This window comes from Cellulosimicrobium sp. SJTW-1, from assembly GCF_047716875.1.
Classification (GTDB): domain Bacteria; phylum Actinomycetota; class Actinomycetes; order Actinomycetales; family Cellulomonadaceae; genus Cellulosimicrobium; species Cellulosimicrobium funkei.
This window is the reverse complement of the sequence record NZ_CP136680.1, coordinates 1,357,035-1,375,440: the sequence shown is the minus strand read 5'-3', so window position 1 is coordinate 1,375,440 and position 18,406 is coordinate 1,357,035. Positions and strand designations below refer to the sequence as shown.

The window sequence follows — 18,406 nt, the reverse complement described above, 5'->3', positions numbered from 1 at the left end:
CCCAGGCCGCCGCGTGGCTGCGGGGACCGCGCGGACGGCCTCGCGACAGGGCGACAGATCGGCCCTACCCCGACACTCTCGCGCGGCCGGCGGTCCGCTGGACAGCCCCGCGGCCTCCGCTACGCCGTCGCGACGAGCGGGTACCGGCGGCGCAGGACGAGGCGCTGCCCGAGCGTCCACGTCACCGTCACGAGCAGATACAGGGCAGCGGCGAGCGGCACGAAGCAGGCGATCACGGCGGAGACGAACTGCAGGGCACCGAGCGCGTTCTGCAGGCCCGGGCCGGAGAGCACCGCCGCACCGGACATGCTCGGCCCGGTGTCGGCGCCGGGCGTCGTCCGGGGCAGCGCGAGCCGACCGCCGGGCAGGGAGGCGCGGCGCGTGAGCTCGCCGACGAGCGCGATCGCGAGCACGACCACGCCGGCCACGACGACGGTCGGCACGGCACCCGCCCCGAGCGCGCCGACGAGGCTCGAGCCCAGGGGCGCGCCGAACAGGGTGTGGCCGAGCAGCGCGTTGCCGTGGCCGGCGATCTCCGCGTGCAGGAACAGCGCGTAGACCACCCCGACCACGGGCGCCTGGGCCAGCATCGGGAGGCACCCCGCGAGCGGCGTCGTGCCCTCGCGGGTGTAGAGCTCCGCGGTCGCGCGCCGCAGCCGCTCGGGGTCGTTCCGGTGCCGACGCTGGAGCTCGGCGAGCCGCGGTGCGAGGCGTGCGCGGTCGCGCTCCGCCTTCGCCTGCGACACGCCGACGGGGACGAGCAGGGCGCGCACGGCGAGCGTCAGCAGGACGACGGCCGCCGCGGCCGCGGCGCCGCCCGCGAGGGGTTCGAGCAGGTCGGACAGGCCCATCAGCGAGCGGTACGCGGCGTCGAGCACGGTGGAGACGAGCGGGAGGTCGAGCAGGTTCATGGTGGTGTCCTCGGTCGAACGTGCGGGGTACGCGTTCGCCGATCACCCTGCGGTGGGCAGGCAGCAGCACGCCGCGCAGCGACGCGGGTGCGGTGGGGTCCCTCGGCCGGGTGATCAGCCGAGGAGTCGGCCGGGAGCACGGGGCCGGGCACGACCCGGGGCGTCCGGGTCGCTCTGCGTCACGGCGGGACCGACGTCGACCGTGTCGCGCAGGCGGCCCGCGGGGCGAGCCGCCACACCGAGCGCGAGGGGTGCGCCCCAGCGCGCGGCCACGGCGGCCACGGCCGCGACGAGGGCGGTGGCGCCGAGGAGGAAGAGCGTGGCCGTGAGGGTCGACGTGCCGAGCAGGAGCGTGAGCGCGGAGGCGAGGTCGCGCGCCACGACGAGCAGGTCGTTCATCGCGCTGCCTCCTCTCCGGGCCGTCGGGGCCCCGTGGGGCCCGCCGTCGGGCCCGTCGTGGAGCCCGTCGGTGAGGTCAGCCTAGGCTATGTCGAGCGCCGCCCACTCGTCGTCGGTGAGCAGGCGCGACCGGATGATGAAACGCACGCCCTCGGGCGCCTCGACGCTGAACCCCGCGCCGCGACCGGGCACGACGTCGATCGTCAGGTGGGTGTGCTTCCAGTACTCGAACTGCGCGCGGCTCATCCACACGGGCACGACGAACCGGCCCGCCGCGCCGTCCGCCCCGGCGGGGCCGTCCGCGCCGGGACCGTCCGTGCGACCGGGCGCGTCGACGACGAGGTCACCGAGGTGCACGTCGGCGTCGCCGAGCAGGAATTCGCCCTGCGGGTAGCACATGGGCGACGACCCGTCGCAGCACCCGCCGGACTGGTGGAACATGAGCTCGCCGTGGACCGTCCGCAGCCGCGCGAGCAGCGCCGCGGCGTCGTCGGTGAGCGCGACGCGCGCGGGCATCGCGCCCACCGGGCGGACCGAGGAAACGTCGTCGACCACGAAACTCTCCAAGTGTCGGCCGACCAGGCGATCCCGGCGCCGCGAGCAGGTGGTCGTGGTCCGTCCGGACGGCCGGACGAGCCAAGACCACCTGCTCGGCGGCCGGGGGGAGCCGAGCCCGTGGTCGGTGGGGCGGGCAGGGCGGGTGGGGTTGGTCTAGAAGAAGCCCAGCTTCTGGGCCGAGTAGGAGACGAGGAGGTTCTTCGTCTGCTGGTAGTGGTCGAGCATCATCTTGTGGTTCTCGCGCCCGACGCCGGAGCCCTTGTACCCGCCGAACGCGGCGGCGGCGGGGTACGCGTGGTAGCAGTTCGTCCACACGCGCCCGGCCTCGATGGTGCGGCCCGCGCGGTAGGCGGTGTTGCCCGACCGCGACCAGACGCCGGCCCCGAGCCCGTACAGGGTGTCGTTGGCGATCGTCATGGCGTCGTCGAAGTCGGAGAAGTCGGTCACCGCGACGACGGGCCCGAAGATCTCCTCCTGGAAGATCCGCATCGAGTTCTTGCCCTCGAAGATCGTGGGCGTCACGTAGTACCCGCCCGCGAGGTCGCCGCCGAGCTCGGCGCGCGACCCGCCCGTGAGCACCTTCGCGCCCTCGGCCTTGCCGATCTCGATGTACGACAGGATCTTCTCGAGCTGGTCGTTCGACGCCTGCGCGCCGATCATCGTCTCGGTGTCGAGCGGGTTGCCCTGCCGCACCGCCTTCGTGCGCTCGATCGCGTCGCCGAGGAACGTGTCGTAGATGGACGACTGGATGAGGGCGCGCGACGGGCACGTGCACACCTCGCCCTGGTTGAGGGCGAACATCGTGAACCCCTCGAGGGCCTTGTCGTAGAAGTCGTCGCGCGCGTCGGCGACGTCGGAGAAGAAGATGTTCGGCGACTTGCCGCCGAGCTCGAGCGTGACCGGGATGATGTTCTGGCTCGCGTACTGCATGATCAGGCGGCCGGTCGTCGTCTCGCCGGTGAACGCGATCTTGCGGATGCGCGGGCTGGACGCGAGCGGCTTGCCCGCCTCGACGCCGAACCCGTTGACGACGTTCACCACCCCGGGCGGCAGCAGGTCCCCGATGATGTCCATGAGGAAGAGGATCGACGCGGGCGTCTGCTCGGCGGGCTTGAGCACGACGCAGTTGCCCGCCGCGAGCGCCGGGGCGAGCTTCCACACGGCCATGAGGATCGGGAAGTTCCACGGGATGATCTGGCCGACGACGCCGAGCGGCTCGTGGAAGTGGTACGCGATGGTGTCCTCGTCGATCTCGGAGATCGACCCCTCCTGCGCGCGGATCGCGCCCGCGAAGTAGCGGAAGTGGTCGATCGCGAGCGGGATGTCGGCGGCGAGCGTCTCGCGGACGGGCTTGCCGTTCTCCCACGACTCGGCGACGGCGATCCGCTCGAGGTTCTCCTCCATGCGGTCGGCGATCTTGTTGAGGACGTTGGCGCGCTCGGTCGCGCTCGTGCGGCCCCACGACCGGGCTGCGCCGTGCGCGGCGTCGAGCGCGCGCTCGATGTCGTCGGCGGTGCCGCGCGCGACCTCGGTGAAGGTCCGGCCCGTCACGGGGCTCGGGTTCTCGAAGTACTGCCCGCCGGCCGGCGCGACGTACTCGCCGCCGATCCAGTGGTCGTACCGGGCCTTGTACTCGGCGATCGCCCCGTCCGTGCCGGGGGCTGCGTAGACCGTCATCGTCTGCCTCCTCGCAGTGCTGACTCGCAGTGCTGGTCCTCGCCGCGCCCTGGGGGAGGTCGCCGTCGGGCGGGGAGCGTCCGACGGCGGTGCGCGGCCCGGCGCCTCGTCGCGCCGTGCGGCCGACGCTAGGCGGCGCAGGGTTGCAGGACCGTTGCAGCGGGCGGCTCCCCGCCGGACCTCAGGCGAGCTCGTCGTCGAGCAGGTCGAGGTGGGCGCGGGCGCGCAGCCACAGCGGGCTGCCGTGGTCCGCGACGCGCTGCAGCCGCGTCCACGCGGCGTGGTCCTCGGCGCCGTCGTCGGTGCGCGTCCACGCGTCGAGCACGTCGGCGCCGCCCGCGGCTACGACGGCGGTGCGCAGCTCGGCCGCGAGCTCGGCGCGCAGGTGCTCGACGGCAGGCGCGCCCGAGCGCGGCAGGAGCGGCGCGCGGTAGGCGGCGACGGCGCCGCGGACGTCGCCCACCGCGAGGTGGTCCCGCACGACGTCGGCGTCGGTCCGCAGGGGTCGCGCGAGCCGGTAGGGGCGCGACCCCGCGAGGAGCGCGCCCGCGACGCGCCGCAGGCGCGACACCTCGGCGCGGACGGTCACGTCGGAGAGCTCGCCGGGGTGCAGCAGGACGGCGAGCTCGTCGGCGGACAGCCCGCGGGGGTGCGTCGCGAGGAGCACGAGGATCTCGGCGTGCCGCAGCGAGAGGCGGTGGTCGAGACCGTCCGGCGAGCGCAGCACGGGCGCCGTGCCGAGCACGAGCAGCTCGGGCGCGCCGTCGCGGGGAGGTCCCGGGAGCCGGCCCGGGCCGTCGTCGGGACCCGTCGCCGCAGCGCGCTGGGCGAGCTCGCGCTCGAGGCTCAGCACCGTCGCGCGCACGAGCGACAGCACGACGCCCGACGCGGCGGACTGGCGCCCGGTGACGTCGAGGACCCCGAGGACGCGCCCGCTCGCGGGATCGTGGACGGGCACGGCCGTGCAGCTGAACGCCTGCACGGGCCGGGAGAAGTGCTCGGCGCCGAGGACCTGGACGGGGCTGCGCGTCGCGAGCGCGGTGCCGGGCGCGTTCGTCCCGACCCGTTCCTCGCGCCAGACCGACCCCTCGACGAACCCGACGCGGTCGACGGCGTCGCGCAGCGCCCGGTCGCCCTCGACCCACAGGAGGCGGCCCGCGTCGTCGGACACGGCGACGACGAGGCCGTCGTCGGCGGCGGCGTCCACGACGAGCTCGCGCACGACCGGCATGACGCCCGCGAGCGGGTGCGCCTCGCGGTAGGCGACGAGGTCGTCGTGGGCGAGGCCCGAGTCGGTGCGGGGCGCCTCCGGGTCGACGCCGCTGTGCACGGACCGGCGCCACGAGTCGGCGACGAGCGGGTGGACGCCGCGCGGGAGGACGCCGTGGTCGAGGAACGAGCGGTAGGCGGCGCGGACGGAGCGCGGGTCGCGGCGCGCGTCGGGGCGGCGCGGGTGCTCCTCGGAGCGGGGCGGCGGTGCGGGAGTGCGCGGCACGGGACCTCCACGTCGTCGTGCGGTGCTGGGGCCAGTGTAGGTCGGGCGGGGTCCGGCGCGAGCGCGCGTCAGCCGGTGCCGGGCGGCGCGTGACCGGCGACCTCGCGCGCGACGCGGCGCAGGGCGCCGAGCACGACGGTCGTCGCGGCGGTCGGCGGGGCCCCGCGGCGCACGGCCGCGTACACCGGGCGGGTCCGGGGCGCGCGGAGCGGGCGGGCGTCCACGGCGTACCGCGGGTCGACGGCGAGGCCCGGCAGCAGCGCGACGGACAGCCCGGCCTCGACGTGCGCGAGCAGCAGCTCGTAGCTGGGCAGCCGGGCGACGACGCGCGGCTCGAAGCCGGCCTCGCGGCACGCGCTCTCGACGAGCGTGGACAGGTAGCGCCCGGGAAGGTCGGCCGCCCACGGCGCGTCGGCGAGGCGCGCGAGGTCGGCCGGCTCGCCGGGGGCCTGGTCGCCGCGCGCCGTGACGAGCACGACCGGGTCCTCGAGCAGCGGGACGGTCGCGACGTCGGGCCCGGCGAGCAGCGCGCCGTCGAGCAGGTCAGCGGTCACCGCGACGTCGACGTCCCCACGCCGGAGCGTGGGCCCGCTCTCGCGCGGGTCGAGCTCGTCGACCTCCACCTCGACGCGCGGGTGCTCGACGGCGAGCCGCGCCGCGAGCGGGATGACGAGCGCGCGCACCGCGCTCGAGAACGCGGCGACGCGCACGACGCCGGCCGGCTCGCCGTCGGGATGGGCGAGCTCGGCCTCGGCGAGCGCCATCTGGTCGAGGATGACGCGCGCGTGCCGCGCGAGCGTGCGGCCCGCGGGCGTGAGGCGGACGCGTCGGCCCGTGCGCTCCAGGAGGCGTGCGCCGGTCTCTGCCTCGAGCGCGGCGAGCTGCGCGGAGACGGCGGACGGGCTCAGGTGGAGCGAGGCCCCGACGGCGCGCACGGTCCCGAGGCTCTCGAGCCGCGCGAGGATCTGCAGGCGTCCCGCGTTGAGCACGTGCGCGTCCTTTCTGTACGGCTTCTCCGCACAGACTGTACGCAGACTCGCGCTGTACGCGCACAGCGGCGCGTCCCTACGCTCCGAGCATGACGTTCCCGCCCTCCCCCGCGCCCGCACCGCCGTCCGCCCCGTCCCCCGGTGGGGGCCGAGCCGCCGCGGACGACGCCGCGCGGTTCTGGGCCGACGCCGACCGTCACCTCGTGCGGTACGGCGGGCCGTTCACGCCGGAGATCGTCGAGAGCGCGGCGGGCAGCTTCGTCACGACGGCGGACGGGCGCTGGGTCCTCGACTTCACGTCGGGGCAGATGAGCGCGATCCTCGGGCACAGCCACCCCGCGATCGTCGAGACGGTGCGCCGCCAGGTCGGGACGCTCGACCACCTGTTCTCCGGGATGCTGTCGCGCCCGGTCGTCGACCTCGCGCGCCGGCTCGCGGGCACGCTGCCCGACCCGCTCGAGAAGGTGCTCCTGCTCACGACCGGGGCCGAGTCGAACGAGGCCGCGATCCGGATGGCGAAGCTCGTCACGGGGCGGCACGAGGTCGTCTCGCTCGCCGGGTCGTGGCACGGCATGACGCACGCCGCGGCCGCCGCGACGTACAGCGCGGGCCGCCGCGGCTACGGCCCGACGGCGCCCGGCAACCTCGTCATCCCCGTCCCCAACGCGTACCGGCCCGACCACGTCGCGCCCGACGGCACGCACGACTGGCGCCGCCAGCTCGACCTCGCGTTCGACCTCGTCGACGTGCAGTCGACGGGCAGCCTCGCGGCGTGCCTCGTCGAGCCGATCCTCAGCTCGGGCGGGATCGTCGAGCTCCCACCGGGCTACCTCGCGGCGCTGCGCGACAAGTGCCACGAGCGTGGGATGCTCCTGATCCTCGACGAGGCGCAGACGGCGCTGTGCCGCACGGGTTCCTGGTACGCGTTCGAGGGGCGCGACGGCGAGGAGCCCGTGGTGCCGGACATCCTCACCCTCTCCAAGACCCTCGGCGCCGGGCTCCCGCTCGCCGCCGTCGTCACGAGCGCCGAGATCGAGGCCCGCGCGCACGAGCGCGGCTTCCTCTTCTTCACGACGCACGTCTCGGACCCGCTCGTCGCGGCGGTCGGCACCACCGTGCTCGACGTGCTCCAGGCCGAGCGGATGGACGCGCGCGTCCGGGTGCTCGGCGACCGCCTGCGCGCCGGGCTGCTCGACCTCCAGGACCGCCACGCGACGATCGGCGACGTCCGCGGGCGCGGGCTGCTCCAGGGCATCGAGCTCGTGCTCGACCGCGAGACGAAGGAGGGCGCCGACGCCCTCGGCGCGCTCGTCACCCGGCGGGCGCTCGAGCTCGGGCTTCACATGAACGTCGTGCAGCTCCGCGGCATGGGCGGCGTGTTCCGCATCGCCCCGCCGCTCACCGTGAGCGAGGACGAGCTCGACCTCGGCCTCGAGCTGCTCGACCAGGCCCTCGGCGACGCGACGCGCGAGCTCCTGGGCTGACCGCCGGTCACCCGGGCGGGTCGGCCACCCGTCGCGCGCCGACGGCGAGCACCCCGTCGCGCACGACCGTCACCGGGCCCAGCGCGGGGACGTCGAGCGACGCGCGGACGCCGTCGAGGACCCGGTCGTCTGCGCCGTCGGGCGTCTGATGGACGAGCCAGAGCGCTCCGCCCGGGACGAGCAGCGCGGCGAGGGCGCTCGCCTCGGCGTGGGCCACGCGCGTCCAGAAGACGTTGACGTCCACCGCGAACGCGACGTCGAACGGGCCGCCGGGGACGTCCGGACCGCCGGTCGCCGCGAGCTCCCCGCGCCGCACGACGAGGCGGCCGTCGTCGACAGCGACCCGGTTGCGGGCGGTCGTGCGGGCGACCGCCGTGGCGGACCGGTCGAGCGCGACGTACCGCACGCCGGGGTGGGTGGCGAGCACGAGCTCGGCAGCCGCCCCGGGACCGGGGCCGATCTCGAGCACGGCCTCGTCGCCGCGGAGGTCGAGCAGCGCCACGGCCCGCCGCACGCGCTCCGGGACGGCGGCGGTCACGCATCCAGTGTGGCCACCGGAGCGAGCGTCCGCAGCGTGCGTTTACACCGTCTCAGCATGCGTCACGAGCCTTCCGTGATGCGGACGGCCGACCTAGCCTGACGAGCGAACGCCCACCACGCGCCCGGAGGACACCATGCCCGCACCGCTCGACACCAGCGAGAAGATCACGCAGTACGCCCACCCCGACCGCCTCGTGAGCACCGACTGGCTCGCCGAGCACCTGGGCGAGCCGGGCGTCGTCGTCGTCGAGTCCGACGAGGACGTGCTGCTCTACGAGACCGGGCACATCCCCGGCGCGGTGAAGATCGACTGGCACACCGACCTCAACGACCCGGACACGCGCGACTACATCGACGGCAAGGGCTTCGCCCAGCTCCTCGGCAGCAAGGGCATCGCGCGCGACACGACGATCGTCGTCTACGGCGACAAGAACAACTGGTGGGCGGCCTACGCGGCGTGGGTCTTCACGCTGTTCGGCCACGAGGACGTGCGCCTGCTCGACGGCGGCCGTGGTAAGTGGATCGCCGAGGGCCGCGAGGTCACGACGGACGTCCCCGAGCCGGTCGCGGTCGAGTACCCGGTCGTCGAGCGCGACGACGTGACGATCCGCGCGTTCAAGGAGGACGTCCTCGCCCACATCGGCAACGGGCCGCTCGTCGACATCCGCTCCCCGCAGGAGTACACGGGTGAGCGCCTGCACATCCCGGACTACCCGGAGGAGGGCGTGCTGCGCGGCGGCCACATCCCGACGGCGCGCAACGTGCCGTGGGCGACGGCGGTCGCGGAGGACGGCACCTACAAGTCGCGCGAGCAGCTCGAGGCGATCTACCAGGAGGGCGGCCTCGGCCTCGCGACGGACGACGAGGTCGTCACGTACTGCCGCATCGGCGAGCGGTCGAGCCACACGTGGTTCGCGCTCACGTACCTGCTCGGCTTCGACAAGGTCCGCAACTACGACGGCTCGTGGACCGAGTGGGGCAACGCCGTGCGCGTGCCGATCGTCAAGGGCGAGGAGCCCGGCGAGGCCCCGGCGTCGCTCAACTGACCCGCGTCCCCGCGCGAGCGTGCCCGACGGCGCGCGGCCCGTCCTCCACGACGGGCCGCGCGCCGTCGTCGTGCCGCGGGCATACGACGCGTCCGCGGAACGTTCCGCACGGTGGGACTGCCGTCCCGCCGCCCCGGCCCCGATGCGAGGATCGTCCCCATGAGCTCCCCCTCCGACGCTTCGCCCGACCTGCCCGCGACGCTCGCGGAGATCCGTGAGGACTTCCTCGCGATGCCGGAGCGCGAGCGCCTCCAGCTGCTGCTCGAGTTCGCGAACGAGCTGCCCGACCTCCCCGAGCGCTACGCGAGCGCGCCCGGTCTGCTGGAGCGGATCGAGGAGTGCCAGTCGCCGGTGCGGGCCTTCGCGGAGGTCGACGACGCGGGCGTCGTGCACTTCTACGCGACCGCCCCGGCCGAGGCCCCGACGACGCGCGGCTTCGCGTCGATCCTCGCGCAGGGCCTCTCGGGCCTGACGGCGCAGGAGGTGCTCGACGTGCCCGACGACTTCCCGATGTCGATCGGCCTGACGCGCGCGGTGAGCCCGCTGCGCATCGGCGGCATGAACGGCATGCTCACGCGCGCCAAGCGCCAGGTCCGCGAGCAGGTCGCGGCCCGCGGCTGACGGGAGTCCCACCCGGACCCGCCGAAATGCGGTTGCCGCCCGCCCGGCCGCCGCGACGGTACGCCTCCGCATGGTCGGCGTCGGTCGGTTCGGGCGCGTCAGTCTCGGAGGGCCAGGCGGCGCGCCAGGACGGCGCAGACGACGAGCTGGAGCTGGTGGAAGACGATCACCGGCACCGCCACGACGCCGGCGACCGCGACGGGGAACAGCACGCTCGCCATGGGCAGGCCCGTCGCGAGCGACTTCTTCGACCCGCACATGAGCAGCGCGACCCGGTCCTCGGTCGAGAGCCCCAGCGCCGCGCCGCCCCACCACGTGGCCGCGAGCATCACGGCGAGGACGATCGCGCTGACCACGAGCAGCGCGACGATCGACCACCCGGACACGCTCGACCACACGCCCGCCGACGACGCCGCCGCGACCGCGCCGAACACCACGACGAGGATCGTGCCGCGGTCGACGCCGAGCGTCAGCCAGCGCCGCGCCCGGACCCAGTCCCCCGCCCACGGCTGGAGGAGCTGCCCGACGACGAACGGCAGCAGCAGCTGGAGCAGCACGGTGCGCAGGCCGCCGAGCCCGCCCGTGGGACCGTCGGCTCCCCCGCCCGCCCCCGTCATGAGCCACAGCACGAGCAGCGGGGTGATCACCATGCCCGCGACGTTCGACACCGTCGCGCCGCAGATCGCCCCGGCGACGTTGCCGCGCGCGACGGACGTGAATGCCACGGACGACTGCACGGTCGACGGGAGCAGGGAGAGGTAGAGCATGCCGGCGGCGAGCGGCGCCCCGACGAGCGGCTCGATCGCCCACGCCGTGACGAGCCCGAGCACCGGGAAGACGACGTACGTCGCGGCGAGGATCCCGCCCTGCAGGCGCCAGTTGCGCAGCCCGGCCCAGACCTCCCGCGTGGACAGGCGCATGCCGTAGACGAGGAAGAGGACGGTGACCGCGACGTCCGCCGCGGCGTCGACCACGCGCTGCGCGCCCGGCCCCACGGGCACGACGAGCCCGAGCACGAGCACCACGAGCAGCGTCACGACGAAGGGGTCGACCCACCTGCTCAGGACTGCGCGCACGGGGACCGAGCCTAGCCCGGCGCACGACCCGGGACGGCACCCGCCCGGTCAGAAGAGCGTGTAGCCGCCGTCGACCGTGACGACGGCGCCCGTCATGAAGCTCGACGCCGCGCTCGCGAGGAAGACGACGGGCGGCCCGATCTCCTCCGGCTCCGCCCAGCGCTGCATCGCGGCGGGCGCGACGCAGTCGTCGTGGTACTCCGGCCGGTCCACCGGCGACGCCTCGGTGCGCACGTACCCGGGCGCCACCGCGTTCACGCGGATGCCGTGCGGCGCCCACTCGGCGGCGAGGCCCTTGGTGAGCTGGTGCACCGCCGCCTTGGACGCGAGGTACGCGGGCTGCCAGCGGGGCCGGTTGACGATCGACGCGGACATGGAGCCGACGTTGACGATCGTCCCTGGCCGACCCTGCGCGACGAGCTCCCGGGCGACGGCGCGCGAGCAGTACCAGACGCCGTCGAGGTTGGTGGCGAGCGTGCGATGCCACACGTCGTCGCCGATCTCGAGGGCCGCGCCGCCGATCGACACGCCCGCGTTGTTGACGAGCAGGTCGACCGTGCCGAGGTCGGCGGCGGCACGCGCGACGACGTCGTCCACCTGCTCGCGGTCGGTGACGTCGAGCACGTAGCCGCGGGCGTCGGTCCCGGCGTCCCGGAGCGCGGCGGCGGCCTCGTCGGCCGCCGCCGCGGTGGTCGCCGTGACCGCGACGCGGGCCCCCGCCTCGCCGAGCGCGCGGGCGACGGCGCGCCCGATGCCGCGGCTGCCGCCGGTGAGCAGGGCCGTGCGGCCGACGAGCGAGAACGAGTCGAGGACGGTCACGCGGGACAGTCGACCACGGGGCGTGTCAGAAGTCGAAGAGGTCCTCGAGCCAGGACTCCTTCTTCTTGCGCTTGCGGTAGCGGGGGTCGTAGCCGTCGCGGCCGTCGTACCGGCGGTCCCGGTCGTCGCGGTACCGGTCGTCGCGGGAGCGCTCGTCGTAGCGGTCGTCGCGGTACCGGTCGTCGCGGTAGCGGTCGCGGTCGTCGTCGCGGCGGTCGCCGTACCGCTCCCCGGAGCGCGGGGCGGGGCTGCCGTAGTCCACGGCGGCGGCCGGCGGGTACGACGTCGGGGCGGGCGCGGCAGGGGCGGGCGGCGCGGCGGCGGCCGGGCCCGCGGCCTCGGCGGCGATCTCGCTCTCCACCGAGCGGTCGATGATCTTGTCCAGCTCGCCGCGGTCGAGCCACACGCCGCGGCACGTGGGGCAGTAGTCGATCTCCACGCCCTTGCGCTCGGTCATGACGAGCACGGTCTGGTCGGTGGGGCACAGCATGTCTGCCTCCTCGCGGGATGGGCCGGGCGCGGTCGGCGCCCGCACCGGTACTGCGCAGTCCAACGCGGCTCCCACGCGAGCGGTTCCCGGCCGGGCACGCTGCCGGTGCGGCTCAGCCCGTGCGGCGCTCGCTCGCGAGGCGGTCGCGCAGCTCGTCGGCGAGGTGCACCTCGTCGTCGAGGGCGGCGAGCGCATCGGCCACGCGCGGGAGGAAGTCGGCCCCGGCGCGGAACCACTCCACGCCCTCGAGGAACCGTGCGGCGGCCGCGTCGTCGTGCAGGGCGAGCGCGAGGTCGGCACGGAGCACCAGGGCGCGGAACCGGACGCGCTCGGCGACGGTGCGCGTCCGCACGCCCTCGGCGGCGAAGGCCCGGTCCAGGACCTGGGCGGCACCGGCCGGGTCTCCCGCCGCGCGGAGGATGCGCGCGTGCTCCAGGGCTCGGCCCAGGTCCGGCGGTTCCTCGGCGCCGCGGCGGGGCAGCCCGGGCACGAAGGCCCCACCAGCCACGCCGTACCTCCCGCCTCCCGCCGACAGCGCGCCCACACTAACCCTGGACGTGCGGCCCGGCACGGCGGGAGACGGGGAGGTCGACGGTTCAGCGCTGCACGCGCGCGCTGCCGCCCGACGCGAGCTTGCGGACCTCGGCGAGCGACGCCGTCGACGTGTCGCCGGGGGTCGTCATCGCGAGCGCCCCGTGCGCCGCGCCGTACTCGACGGCCTCCTGGATCGACCCGAGCTCCATGAGCCCGTACGCGAGGCCCGACGCGAACGAGTCGCCGCCGCCCACGCGGTCGAGGATCTCCAGGCCGGGGCGGTGCGTCGCCTCCGCGAAGCCCTGCACGCGCGACCACGCGATCGCGCCCCAGTCGTTGACCGTCGCGGTCCGCACCCCGCGCAGCGTCGTCGCGACGACCTGGAAGTTGGGGTACTCCTCGGCCGCGCGCGTGATCATCGCGCGGAACGCGGACGTGTCGAGGTCGGTGAGGTTCTCGTCGACGCCCTCGACCTCGAACCCGAGCGACGCGGTGAAGTCCTCCTCGTTGCCGATCATCACGTCGACGTACCGCGCGAGGCGGCGGTTCACCTCCTGCGCGCGCTCGACGCCGCCGATGCCCTTCCACAGCGAGGGGCGGTAGTTGAGGTCGTAGGAGACGACCGTGCCGTGACGGCGGGCGGCTGCCATCGCCGCCTCCGCGACGTCGGCGGACGACTCCGACAGCGCGGCGAAGATCCCGCCGGTGTGGAACCACCGGACGCCGCTGCCGAACACGGCGTCCCAGTCGACGTCGTCGGGCCGGAGCTGGGCGATCGCGGTGTTGCCGCGGTCGGAGACGCCGACCGCGCCGCGCACCCCGAAGCCGCGCTCGGTGAAGTTGAGCCCGTTGCGCACCGTGCGGCCGATGCCGTCGTCCTCGCGCCACCGGACCCAGCGCGTGTCGAGGCCGCCCGTGAGCATGAGGTCCTCGACGAGGCGCCCGACCTCGTTGTCCGCGAGCGCGGTGATGATCGCGCCGCGCAGTCCGAACGCACGACGCAGGCCGCGCGCGACGTTGTACTCGCCGCCGCCCTCCCACACGTCGAAGCTGCGCGCCGTCTTGATGCGGCGCTCCCCCGGGTCGAGGCGCAGCATGACCTCGCCGAGCGCGACGACGTCGTAGGCACAGTCGGCCGCGGGGCGGACGGCGAGCGGGGCGCGGGCGGTGGTCGTGTCGGTCATGGGTCAGGCTCCTTCGGCGGGGTGGGGGGCGGTCGCGGCGAGCGCGACGGCCTCGCGCGTGCGTCGGGTGATCTCGGCGGTGTCGCCCGCGCGCACGAGCGCGGCGTCGACCATCCAGGAGCCGCCGCCGGCGAGCACGGCGGGCAGGGCGAGGTAGTCGAGCAGGTTGGCGGCGCTCACGCCGCCGGTCGGCACGAACCGCAGGCCGGGGAACGGCGCGGAGAACGCCTTGACCGCGGCCGGCCCGCCGACGACGTTCGCGGGGAACAGCTTGACGACGTCGAGACCGAGGTCGAGCGCGGCGATGACGTCCGACGGCGTCGCGACGCCCGGGACGACGGGCACGCCGAGCTCCTGGGCGCGACGCACGACCGCGGCGGAGAGGCCGGGCGAGACGAGGAACCGCGCCCCGGCGTCGACGGCCTCGTCGACCTGGGCGGCCGTGACGACGGTGCCCGCCCCGACCAGCACGTCGGGCACCTCGCGCGCGATCGCCTCGATCGCCGCGCGCGCCCCGGCGGTCCGGAACGTGACCTCGGCGACGGGCAGGCCGCCGTCGCGCAGCGCGCTCGCGACGAGGACGCCCTGCGCCGCGTCGTCGACCACGACGACCGGCACGACGCGGGCACGGGCGATCCCCTCCAGGGGTCCCAGGGGTGACATCCAGGCTCCGTTTCGCTATGGTGAACACCTGTTGTTCACTACGGAACGCACTCTAGGCGAAGGAGTCACCATGGCGGAAGCCGGCCGTGCGCCGTCGGGCACCCCGGGGTCGGCCGAGAGCCCGCTCGGCAGCGTCGACAAGGCCCTCGTCGCGCTCGAGGCGCTCGCCGCGGCCGGCCCCGACGGCGTCGCGCTCGGGGACCTCGCGCGCTCGCTCGGGCTGCACAAGGCGTCGCTGCACCGCACGCTCGCGGCCCTGCGGTTCCGCGGGTACGCCGAGCAGGACGCGACGACCGGCGACTACCGCCTCGGCCCCGCGGCGACGGCGCTCGCGACGGTCTACCTCGGCGAGGAGAACCTCCCCGCGCTCCTGCACCCGGTGCTCGTCGCGGTGTGCCGCGCCACCGACGAGCTCGTGCACCTCGGCACCCTCGCCGGGACCGAGATCGTCTACCTCGACAAGGTCGAGCCTGCGCGCGCCGTCCGCGTCTGGTCGGCCGTCGGGCGGCGCCGCCCGGCGGCGACCACCGCGCTCGGGCGCGCGCTGCTCTCCCAGCGGACCCTCGACGACGGCGCGCTCGCCTGGTACGCCGCCGCTGCGCCCGAGGACCACCCCGTCACGCCCGCCGCGCTGCGCGCGACGTGCGAGGCCACGCGCGCGACGGGGTTCGCCACGGAGACGGAGGAGAACGAGCCGGGCATCAGCTGCGTCGCCGTCCCGGTCCTGCGCGCCGGGCAGCCGGTGGCCGCCGTGAGCGTCACGGCGCCCGCCGAGCGGCTCGGCCCGCGACGACGGCGGGAGATCGAGGCGGTCCTGCGGGAGGTCGTGCCGCCCCTCCTGCCCCCGACCCTGGCGGTGCCCGACGCCGCGCTCCGCGGCTCCGCCGACGGGGCGACCCGCCGACCGGCGACGGACGCCGCGCTGTGAGAGAGTTCAACCGCAGCACGACGGAATGACGGAAGGGCCCGCGCGATGACCGTCCTCGTGGCGTACAACGACTCCCCGCAGGGCGAGACCGCATTCCGGGCGGCCGTCGCCGAGGCGGTCCACCGCTCGACCGCGCTCGCGGTCCTCGTGCTCACGCCGCAGGACGCCGACGCGGGCGTCCCCGCGAGCCTCGCGCACCTGCTCGACACGCTCCCCGCCCAGGTCGCGCGCCCCGAGGTGTCGTACCGCCCCGAGCACCGCGACCCGGCCGAGGCGATCATCGACGAGGCCGAGCGCACGACCCCCGACCTCGTCGTCGTGGGGGCGCGCAAGCGCTCACCCGTCGGCAAGTTCCTGCTCGGCAGCACCACGCAGCGCGTCCTGCTGGACTCGCCCGTCCCCGTGCTCGTCGTCAAGGCGTCCCACTGACGGACGCCGTCGCGCGGCCGCCCGGTCGCCCGGACGACCGCGCCGCCCGGCTCAGCCCTGCGCGACGGCGGCCCGCAGGCCGTCGACGAGCGGCGTCGTCGAGCGGCCCAGGAGCCGGCGCAGGTCCTCGGTGACCTCGGCGAGGAGGCCGTCGCGGGTGTTGCCGTCCAGCGCGACGACGAACCCCGCCGTCCCCTCGTCCAGGCCTGCGCCCAGCAGGAGCGCGCGGTGCTCGTCGGGCGACACGCGCCGGTAGACGACGGGGCGCCCGAGCACCTCGGCCGCCGCGGCAGCCAGGTCGTCGTACGTCCACGCGACGTCGCCGCTCAGCTCGTACACGGCGCCCGCGTGCGCGGACGCGTCCTCGTGCGCGGCGAGCGCGACGACGGCCGCCGCCTCGGCGAAGTCCGCGCGGCTCGCGCTCGCGACGCGGCCGTCGCCCACGCTCGCGACGATCTCGCCGGACTCGCGCGCGCCGAGCACGTCGCCGACGTAGTTCTCGGTGTACCAGTTGTTGCGCAGGACCGTCGTGGCGAGGCCCGAGGCGGCGAGGAGCTCCTCGGTCGCCTTGTGCTCGGGCGCGAGCACGAGCGCGGACGTCGTCGCGTGCGGCGCGCTCGTGTAGACGACGCGCGCGACCCCGGCGGCCCGCGCGGCGTCGACGACGTTGCGGTGCTGCTCGACGCGCTGCCCCACCTCGGAGCCGGAGACGAGCACGAGGACGTCCACCCCGGCGAGCGCCGGGCCGAGCGTCTCGGGCCGTGCGTAGTCGGCCTCGCGGACCTCGACGCCGCGGTCGGCGAGGTCCGCGACCTTGGCGGCCGTGCGCGCGAGCGCGACGACCTGGGACGCGTCGGCCCCGCGGGCGAGGAGGGACTCGACGACGAGGCGGCCGAGGTGGCCGCTGGCTCCGGTGACGGCGATGGACATGCGCGGGCTCCTTCGAGTGCGGGGTACGCGGCCGGTCGGCCGCACGACCACCAGCATGCGCTTACTTTTCGTAAGTGCATACCAGTAGAGAGTGCGTTCTATCTCACAGCGCTTTCCGCGCGAGCGCGCCGTATCCTGGGGCGATGACGACCGACGCCCGCCCCGCGGAGGACACCGGACCCACCGACGCGATGGTGGCCGACGTCTTCCAGCGCGGCTGCACCTCGCGCCACGTGCTCGAGGCGGTGACCGGGCGCTGGGGCGTGCTCACGGTCGCCGGCCTGCGCGACGGCGCGGTGCGCTTCAACGCGCTCCGCCGCCGCATCGACGGGGTCAGCGAGAAGATGCTCGCGCAGACCCTCCAGACCCTCGAGCGCGACGGCATCGTCGTGCGCGAGGTGCGGGCGAGCATCCCGCCCCACGTCGAGTACTCCCTCACCGACCTCGGGCGCCGCGTCGCGGACAGCCTCTCGGGTCTCATCGACGTCCTCGAGGGCGCGGTCGACGAGGTGTCGGCGTCCCAGCGCGCGTACGACGCGCGCCGGGACTGACCAGCTCACGTCTGCGAGCGCAGGTACCACCAGACGAGCGCGGCGACCACGAGCAGGCCCGCGACGACCGCGAGCACGATCTTGCCGACGCTGTAGGGGCGCCGCCCGACCACCTGTCCCGTGTTCGCGTTGACCATCACCTGCCACTGCCTGCCCGCGTAGACGTACGTCGCGACCCACAGCGGCAGGAGCACGAGCTTGAACATCACGTCGGCGTACGCGGTGCGGACCGACGCCACCCGCTGCTCGTCGCCACCGATGTCGCGCTCGACGTCCCGCCGGATCACCGGCGCCATCTGCTGCTGCGCCCGCTCGAGCCCGACGGGCGGCTCGACCTCGTAGCGGGCCGCCGCGAAGCCCGCGAGGTACTCGGCGCGGAAGGGCACGGCCTGCGCGAGCGGCCACGGCCCGAGCCGCGCGAGGTCGCGCTCGGCAACCTGGGAGGACGCGGGCACGAGCACGTCGTCGAAGTCGCGCTCGACGTGCCCCGCGACGTACGTCCAGCTCACGCGCCGCTCCTGGCGCTCCTCGTCCCCCTGCTTCACGGTGACGTAGTACGCGTCGCCGCGCTGGCCCGTGTACGCGGACGACGTGCGCGCGTCGAACGTCCAGTGCGGCACGTACGAGCCGTGCAGCGACTCGGTGTCGCCCACCTTCTTCAGCTCGCCGGGCGCGAACCAGCGCGAGCGCACCCACCGCCGGAACGCCTCGCGCGCCTGCGCCTGCTCGACGCCGAACGGCACGACCGCCTCCGGCTGCACGAGCCCGTCGGCCTCCGCCGCGACGACGAGGTGGCCCCCGCAGAAGCGGCACGCGCCGGACAGGTCCGTGCCCTGCGTCGTCGCGCCGCAGCCGTCGCACACGAGCGTGCGCGCGTCGAGGAGACCGGCACGCACGCCGCCCTGGGCCGCGGCCCACGCGTCGAACGAGTGCTCGTCGACGGCGTCGCCCGCGGCGTGCACGATGTCGACCGTGCCACCGCACGCGACGCAGCGCAGGTGCTGCGTGCCCGGCGCGTACGCGAGCTGCGACCCGCACGCGTCGCAGCGCGTGCGGACCAGCTCGCCGGGGATGTCGCTCAC

General features: G+C 75.3%; 21 protein-coding genes. 6 read left to right on the top strand and 15 right to left on the bottom strand.

From position 1 onward, the window contains the following. Positions 1-119: 119 nt before the first annotated feature. From RSE42_RS06215 to RSE42_RS06190, 6 genes are all read right to left on the bottom strand, one after another. Positions 120-911 carry a YidC/Oxa1 family membrane protein insertase gene (locus tag RSE42_RS06215; RefSeq protein WP_415298237.1) on the bottom strand — a complete coding sequence of 264 codons (792 nt, stop codon included), beginning with the start codon at positions 909-911 and terminating at the stop codon, positions 120-122. A 114-nt stretch (positions 912-1,025) separates the two neighbouring features. Next, positions 1,026-1,310, bottom strand: coding sequence for a DUF6412 domain-containing protein (locus tag RSE42_RS06210; RefSeq protein WP_034653680.1), 285 nt, complete (start codon positions 1,308-1,310; stop codon positions 1,026-1,028). 81 nt (positions 1,311-1,391) lie between these two features. Beyond that, on the bottom strand, positions 1,392-1,826 hold the full coding sequence (locus tag RSE42_RS06205) for a DUF779 domain-containing protein (protein ID WP_415298840.1): 435 nt from the start codon (positions 1,824-1,826) through the stop codon (positions 1,392-1,394). 195 nt (positions 1,827-2,021) lie between these two features. Then, a complete protein-coding gene (locus RSE42_RS06200; protein WP_034653685.1) occupies positions 2,022-3,545 on the bottom strand; it encodes an aldehyde dehydrogenase family protein in 1,524 nt (507 codons plus the stop codon). A 181-nt stretch (positions 3,546-3,726) separates the two neighbouring features. After that, positions 3,727-5,040: a GAF domain-containing protein gene (locus RSE42_RS06195; RefSeq protein WP_082774259.1), complete on the bottom strand. Its 1,314-nt coding sequence runs from the start codon at positions 5,038-5,040 to the stop codon at positions 3,727-3,729. Positions 5,041-5,108: 68 nt separating this feature from the next. Next, positions 5,109-6,029 carry a LysR family transcriptional regulator gene (locus RSE42_RS06190; protein WP_415298234.1) on the bottom strand — a complete coding sequence of 307 codons (921 nt, stop codon included), beginning with the start codon at positions 6,027-6,029 and terminating at the stop codon, positions 5,109-5,111. A gap of 89 nt (positions 6,030-6,118) precedes the next feature. On the opposite strand from RSE42_RS06190, the gene RSE42_RS06185 reads away from it, so the two are divergent. Beyond that, complete coding sequence (locus tag RSE42_RS06185; RefSeq protein ID WP_415298232.1) at positions 6,119-7,513, top strand: aspartate aminotransferase family protein; 1,395 nt, start codon at positions 6,119-6,121, stop codon at positions 7,511-7,513. 7 nt (positions 7,514-7,520) lie between these two features. On the opposite strand, the gene RSE42_RS06180 is transcribed toward RSE42_RS06185, so the two are convergent. After that, positions 7,521-8,051, bottom strand: a complete 531-nt coding sequence (locus tag RSE42_RS06180) for an SAM-dependent methyltransferase (RefSeq protein ID WP_251177101.1) — start codon at positions 8,049-8,051, stop codon at positions 7,521-7,523. A gap of 136 nt (positions 8,052-8,187) precedes the next feature. On the opposite strand from RSE42_RS06180, the gene RSE42_RS06175 reads away from it, so the two are divergent. Both RSE42_RS06175 and RSE42_RS06170 read left to right on the top strand, forming a co-directional pair. Beyond that, positions 8,188-9,099, top strand: a complete 912-nt coding sequence (locus RSE42_RS06175; RefSeq protein WP_021483735.1) for a sulfurtransferase — start codon at positions 8,188-8,190, stop codon at positions 9,097-9,099. Positions 9,100-9,258: 159 nt separating this feature from the next. After that, positions 9,259-9,720 carry a SufE family protein gene (locus RSE42_RS06170; protein ID WP_415298230.1) on the top strand — a complete coding sequence of 154 codons (462 nt, stop codon included), beginning with the start codon at positions 9,259-9,261 and terminating at the stop codon, positions 9,718-9,720. A gap of 98 nt (positions 9,721-9,818) precedes the next feature. Here RSE42_RS06170 and RSE42_RS06165 read toward each other — a convergent pair whose 3' ends face one another. The 6 genes from RSE42_RS06165 to eda all read right to left on the bottom strand — a co-directional run bounded on the left by RSE42_RS06165 (position 9,819) and on the right by eda (position 14,486). Beyond that, entirely contained in the window at positions 9,819-10,796 is a 978-nt protein-coding gene (locus RSE42_RS06165) for a bile acid:sodium symporter family protein (protein WP_389299055.1), read from the bottom strand. 48 nt (positions 10,797-10,844) lie between these two features. After that, the gene (locus RSE42_RS06160; protein WP_085388304.1) at positions 10,845-11,615 is read right to left on the bottom strand and encodes an SDR family NAD(P)-dependent oxidoreductase; all 771 of its coding nucleotides are present in this window, start codon (positions 11,613-11,615) and stop codon (positions 10,845-10,847) included. 25 nt (positions 11,616-11,640) lie between these two features. Further along, the gene (locus RSE42_RS06155; RefSeq protein WP_137280189.1) at positions 11,641-12,105 is read right to left on the bottom strand and encodes a zf-TFIIB domain-containing protein; all 465 of its coding nucleotides are present in this window, start codon (positions 12,103-12,105) and stop codon (positions 11,641-11,643) included. Positions 12,106-12,217: 112 nt separating this feature from the next. Beyond that, complete coding sequence (locus RSE42_RS06150; RefSeq protein ID WP_143031191.1) at positions 12,218-12,613, bottom strand: hypothetical protein; 396 nt, start codon at positions 12,611-12,613, stop codon at positions 12,218-12,220. A gap of 88 nt (positions 12,614-12,701) precedes the next feature. Then, positions 12,702-13,823 (bottom strand): sugar kinase, encoded by a 1,122-nt coding sequence (locus tag RSE42_RS06145; protein WP_137280187.1) that lies wholly within the window; start codon positions 13,821-13,823, stop codon positions 12,702-12,704. 3 nt (positions 13,824-13,826) lie between these two features. Beyond that, positions 13,827-14,486: a bifunctional 4-hydroxy-2-oxoglutarate aldolase/2-dehydro-3-deoxy-phosphogluconate aldolase gene (gene eda, locus RSE42_RS06140; RefSeq protein WP_043658443.1), complete on the bottom strand. Its 660-nt coding sequence runs from the start codon at positions 14,484-14,486 to the stop codon at positions 13,827-13,829. A gap of 70 nt (positions 14,487-14,556) precedes the next feature. Between eda and RSE42_RS06135 the strand changes: the two genes are divergently transcribed. Then, a complete protein-coding gene (locus RSE42_RS06135; protein WP_415298228.1) occupies positions 14,557-15,414 on the top strand; it encodes an IclR family transcriptional regulator in 858 nt (285 codons plus the stop codon). A 45-nt stretch (positions 15,415-15,459) separates the two neighbouring features. Next, positions 15,460-15,843 (top strand): universal stress protein, encoded by a 384-nt coding sequence (locus RSE42_RS06130; protein WP_034653722.1) that lies wholly within the window; start codon positions 15,460-15,462, stop codon positions 15,841-15,843. Between the two features lie 51 nt (positions 15,844-15,894). Here the strand turns inward: RSE42_RS06130 and RSE42_RS06125 are convergent, their stop codons facing one another. After that, positions 15,895-16,773 (bottom strand): NAD(P)H-binding protein, encoded by an 879-nt coding sequence (locus RSE42_RS06125; protein ID WP_171467641.1) that lies wholly within the window; start codon positions 16,771-16,773, stop codon positions 15,895-15,897. A gap of 143 nt (positions 16,774-16,916) precedes the next feature. Here RSE42_RS06125 and RSE42_RS06120 point away from each other — a divergent pair, with 143 nt between their 5' ends. Continuing rightward, positions 16,917-17,324, top strand: coding sequence for a winged helix-turn-helix transcriptional regulator (locus tag RSE42_RS06120; RefSeq protein ID WP_415298225.1), 408 nt, complete (start codon positions 16,917-16,919; stop codon positions 17,322-17,324). A gap of 5 nt (positions 17,325-17,329) precedes the next feature. On the opposite strand, the gene RSE42_RS06115 is transcribed toward RSE42_RS06120, so the two are convergent. Further along, positions 17,330-18,406, bottom strand: a complete 1,077-nt coding sequence (locus RSE42_RS06115) for a hypothetical protein (protein WP_415298224.1) — start codon at positions 18,404-18,406, stop codon at positions 17,330-17,332.

Excerpts from the sequence above, each read along its gene's own strand:
- RSE42_RS06145 (WP_137280187.1), bottom strand. The coding sequence starts at position 13,823 with ATGACCGACACGACCACCGCCCGCGCCCCGCTCGCCGTCCGCCCCGCG.
- RSE42_RS06170 (WP_415298230.1), top strand. The coding sequence starts at position 9,259 with ATGAGCTCCCCCTCCGACGCTTCGCCCGACCTGCCCGCGACGCTCGCG.
- RSE42_RS06185 (WP_415298232.1), top strand. The coding sequence starts at position 6,119 with ATGACGTTCCCGCCCTCCCCCGCGCCCGCACCGCCGTCCGCCCCGTCC.
- RSE42_RS06215 (WP_415298237.1), bottom strand. The coding sequence starts at position 911 with ATGAACCTGCTCGACCTCCCGCTCGTCTCCACCGTGCTCGACGCCGCG.
- RSE42_RS06210 (WP_034653680.1), bottom strand. The coding sequence starts at position 1,310 with ATGAACGACCTGCTCGTCGTGGCGCGCGACCTCGCCTCCGCGCTCACG.
- RSE42_RS06200 (WP_034653685.1), bottom strand. The coding sequence starts at position 3,545 with ATGACGGTCTACGCAGCCCCCGGCACGGACGGGGCGATCGCCGAGTAC.
- RSE42_RS06125 (WP_171467641.1), bottom strand. The coding sequence starts at position 16,773 with ATGTCCATCGCCGTCACCGGAGCCAGCGGCCACCTCGGCCGCCTCGTC.
- RSE42_RS06135 (WP_415298228.1), top strand. The coding sequence starts at position 14,557 with ATGGCGGAAGCCGGCCGTGCGCCGTCGGGCACCCCGGGGTCGGCCGAG.
- RSE42_RS06120 (WP_415298225.1), top strand. The coding sequence starts at position 16,917 with ATGACGACCGACGCCCGCCCCGCGGAGGACACCGGACCCACCGACGCG.
- RSE42_RS06155 (WP_137280189.1), bottom strand. The coding sequence starts at position 12,105 with ATGCTGTGCCCCACCGACCAGACCGTGCTCGTCATGACCGAGCGCAAG.
- RSE42_RS06175 (WP_021483735.1), top strand. The coding sequence starts at position 8,188 with ATGCCCGCACCGCTCGACACCAGCGAGAAGATCACGCAGTACGCCCAC.
- RSE42_RS06205 (WP_415298840.1), bottom strand. The coding sequence starts at position 1,826 with ATGCCCGCGCGCGTCGCGCTCACCGACGACGCCGCGGCGCTGCTCGCG.
- RSE42_RS06130 (WP_034653722.1), top strand. The coding sequence starts at position 15,460 with ATGACCGTCCTCGTGGCGTACAACGACTCCCCGCAGGGCGAGACCGCA.
- eda (WP_043658443.1), bottom strand. The coding sequence starts at position 14,486 with ATGTCACCCCTGGGACCCCTGGAGGGGATCGCCCGTGCCCGCGTCGTG.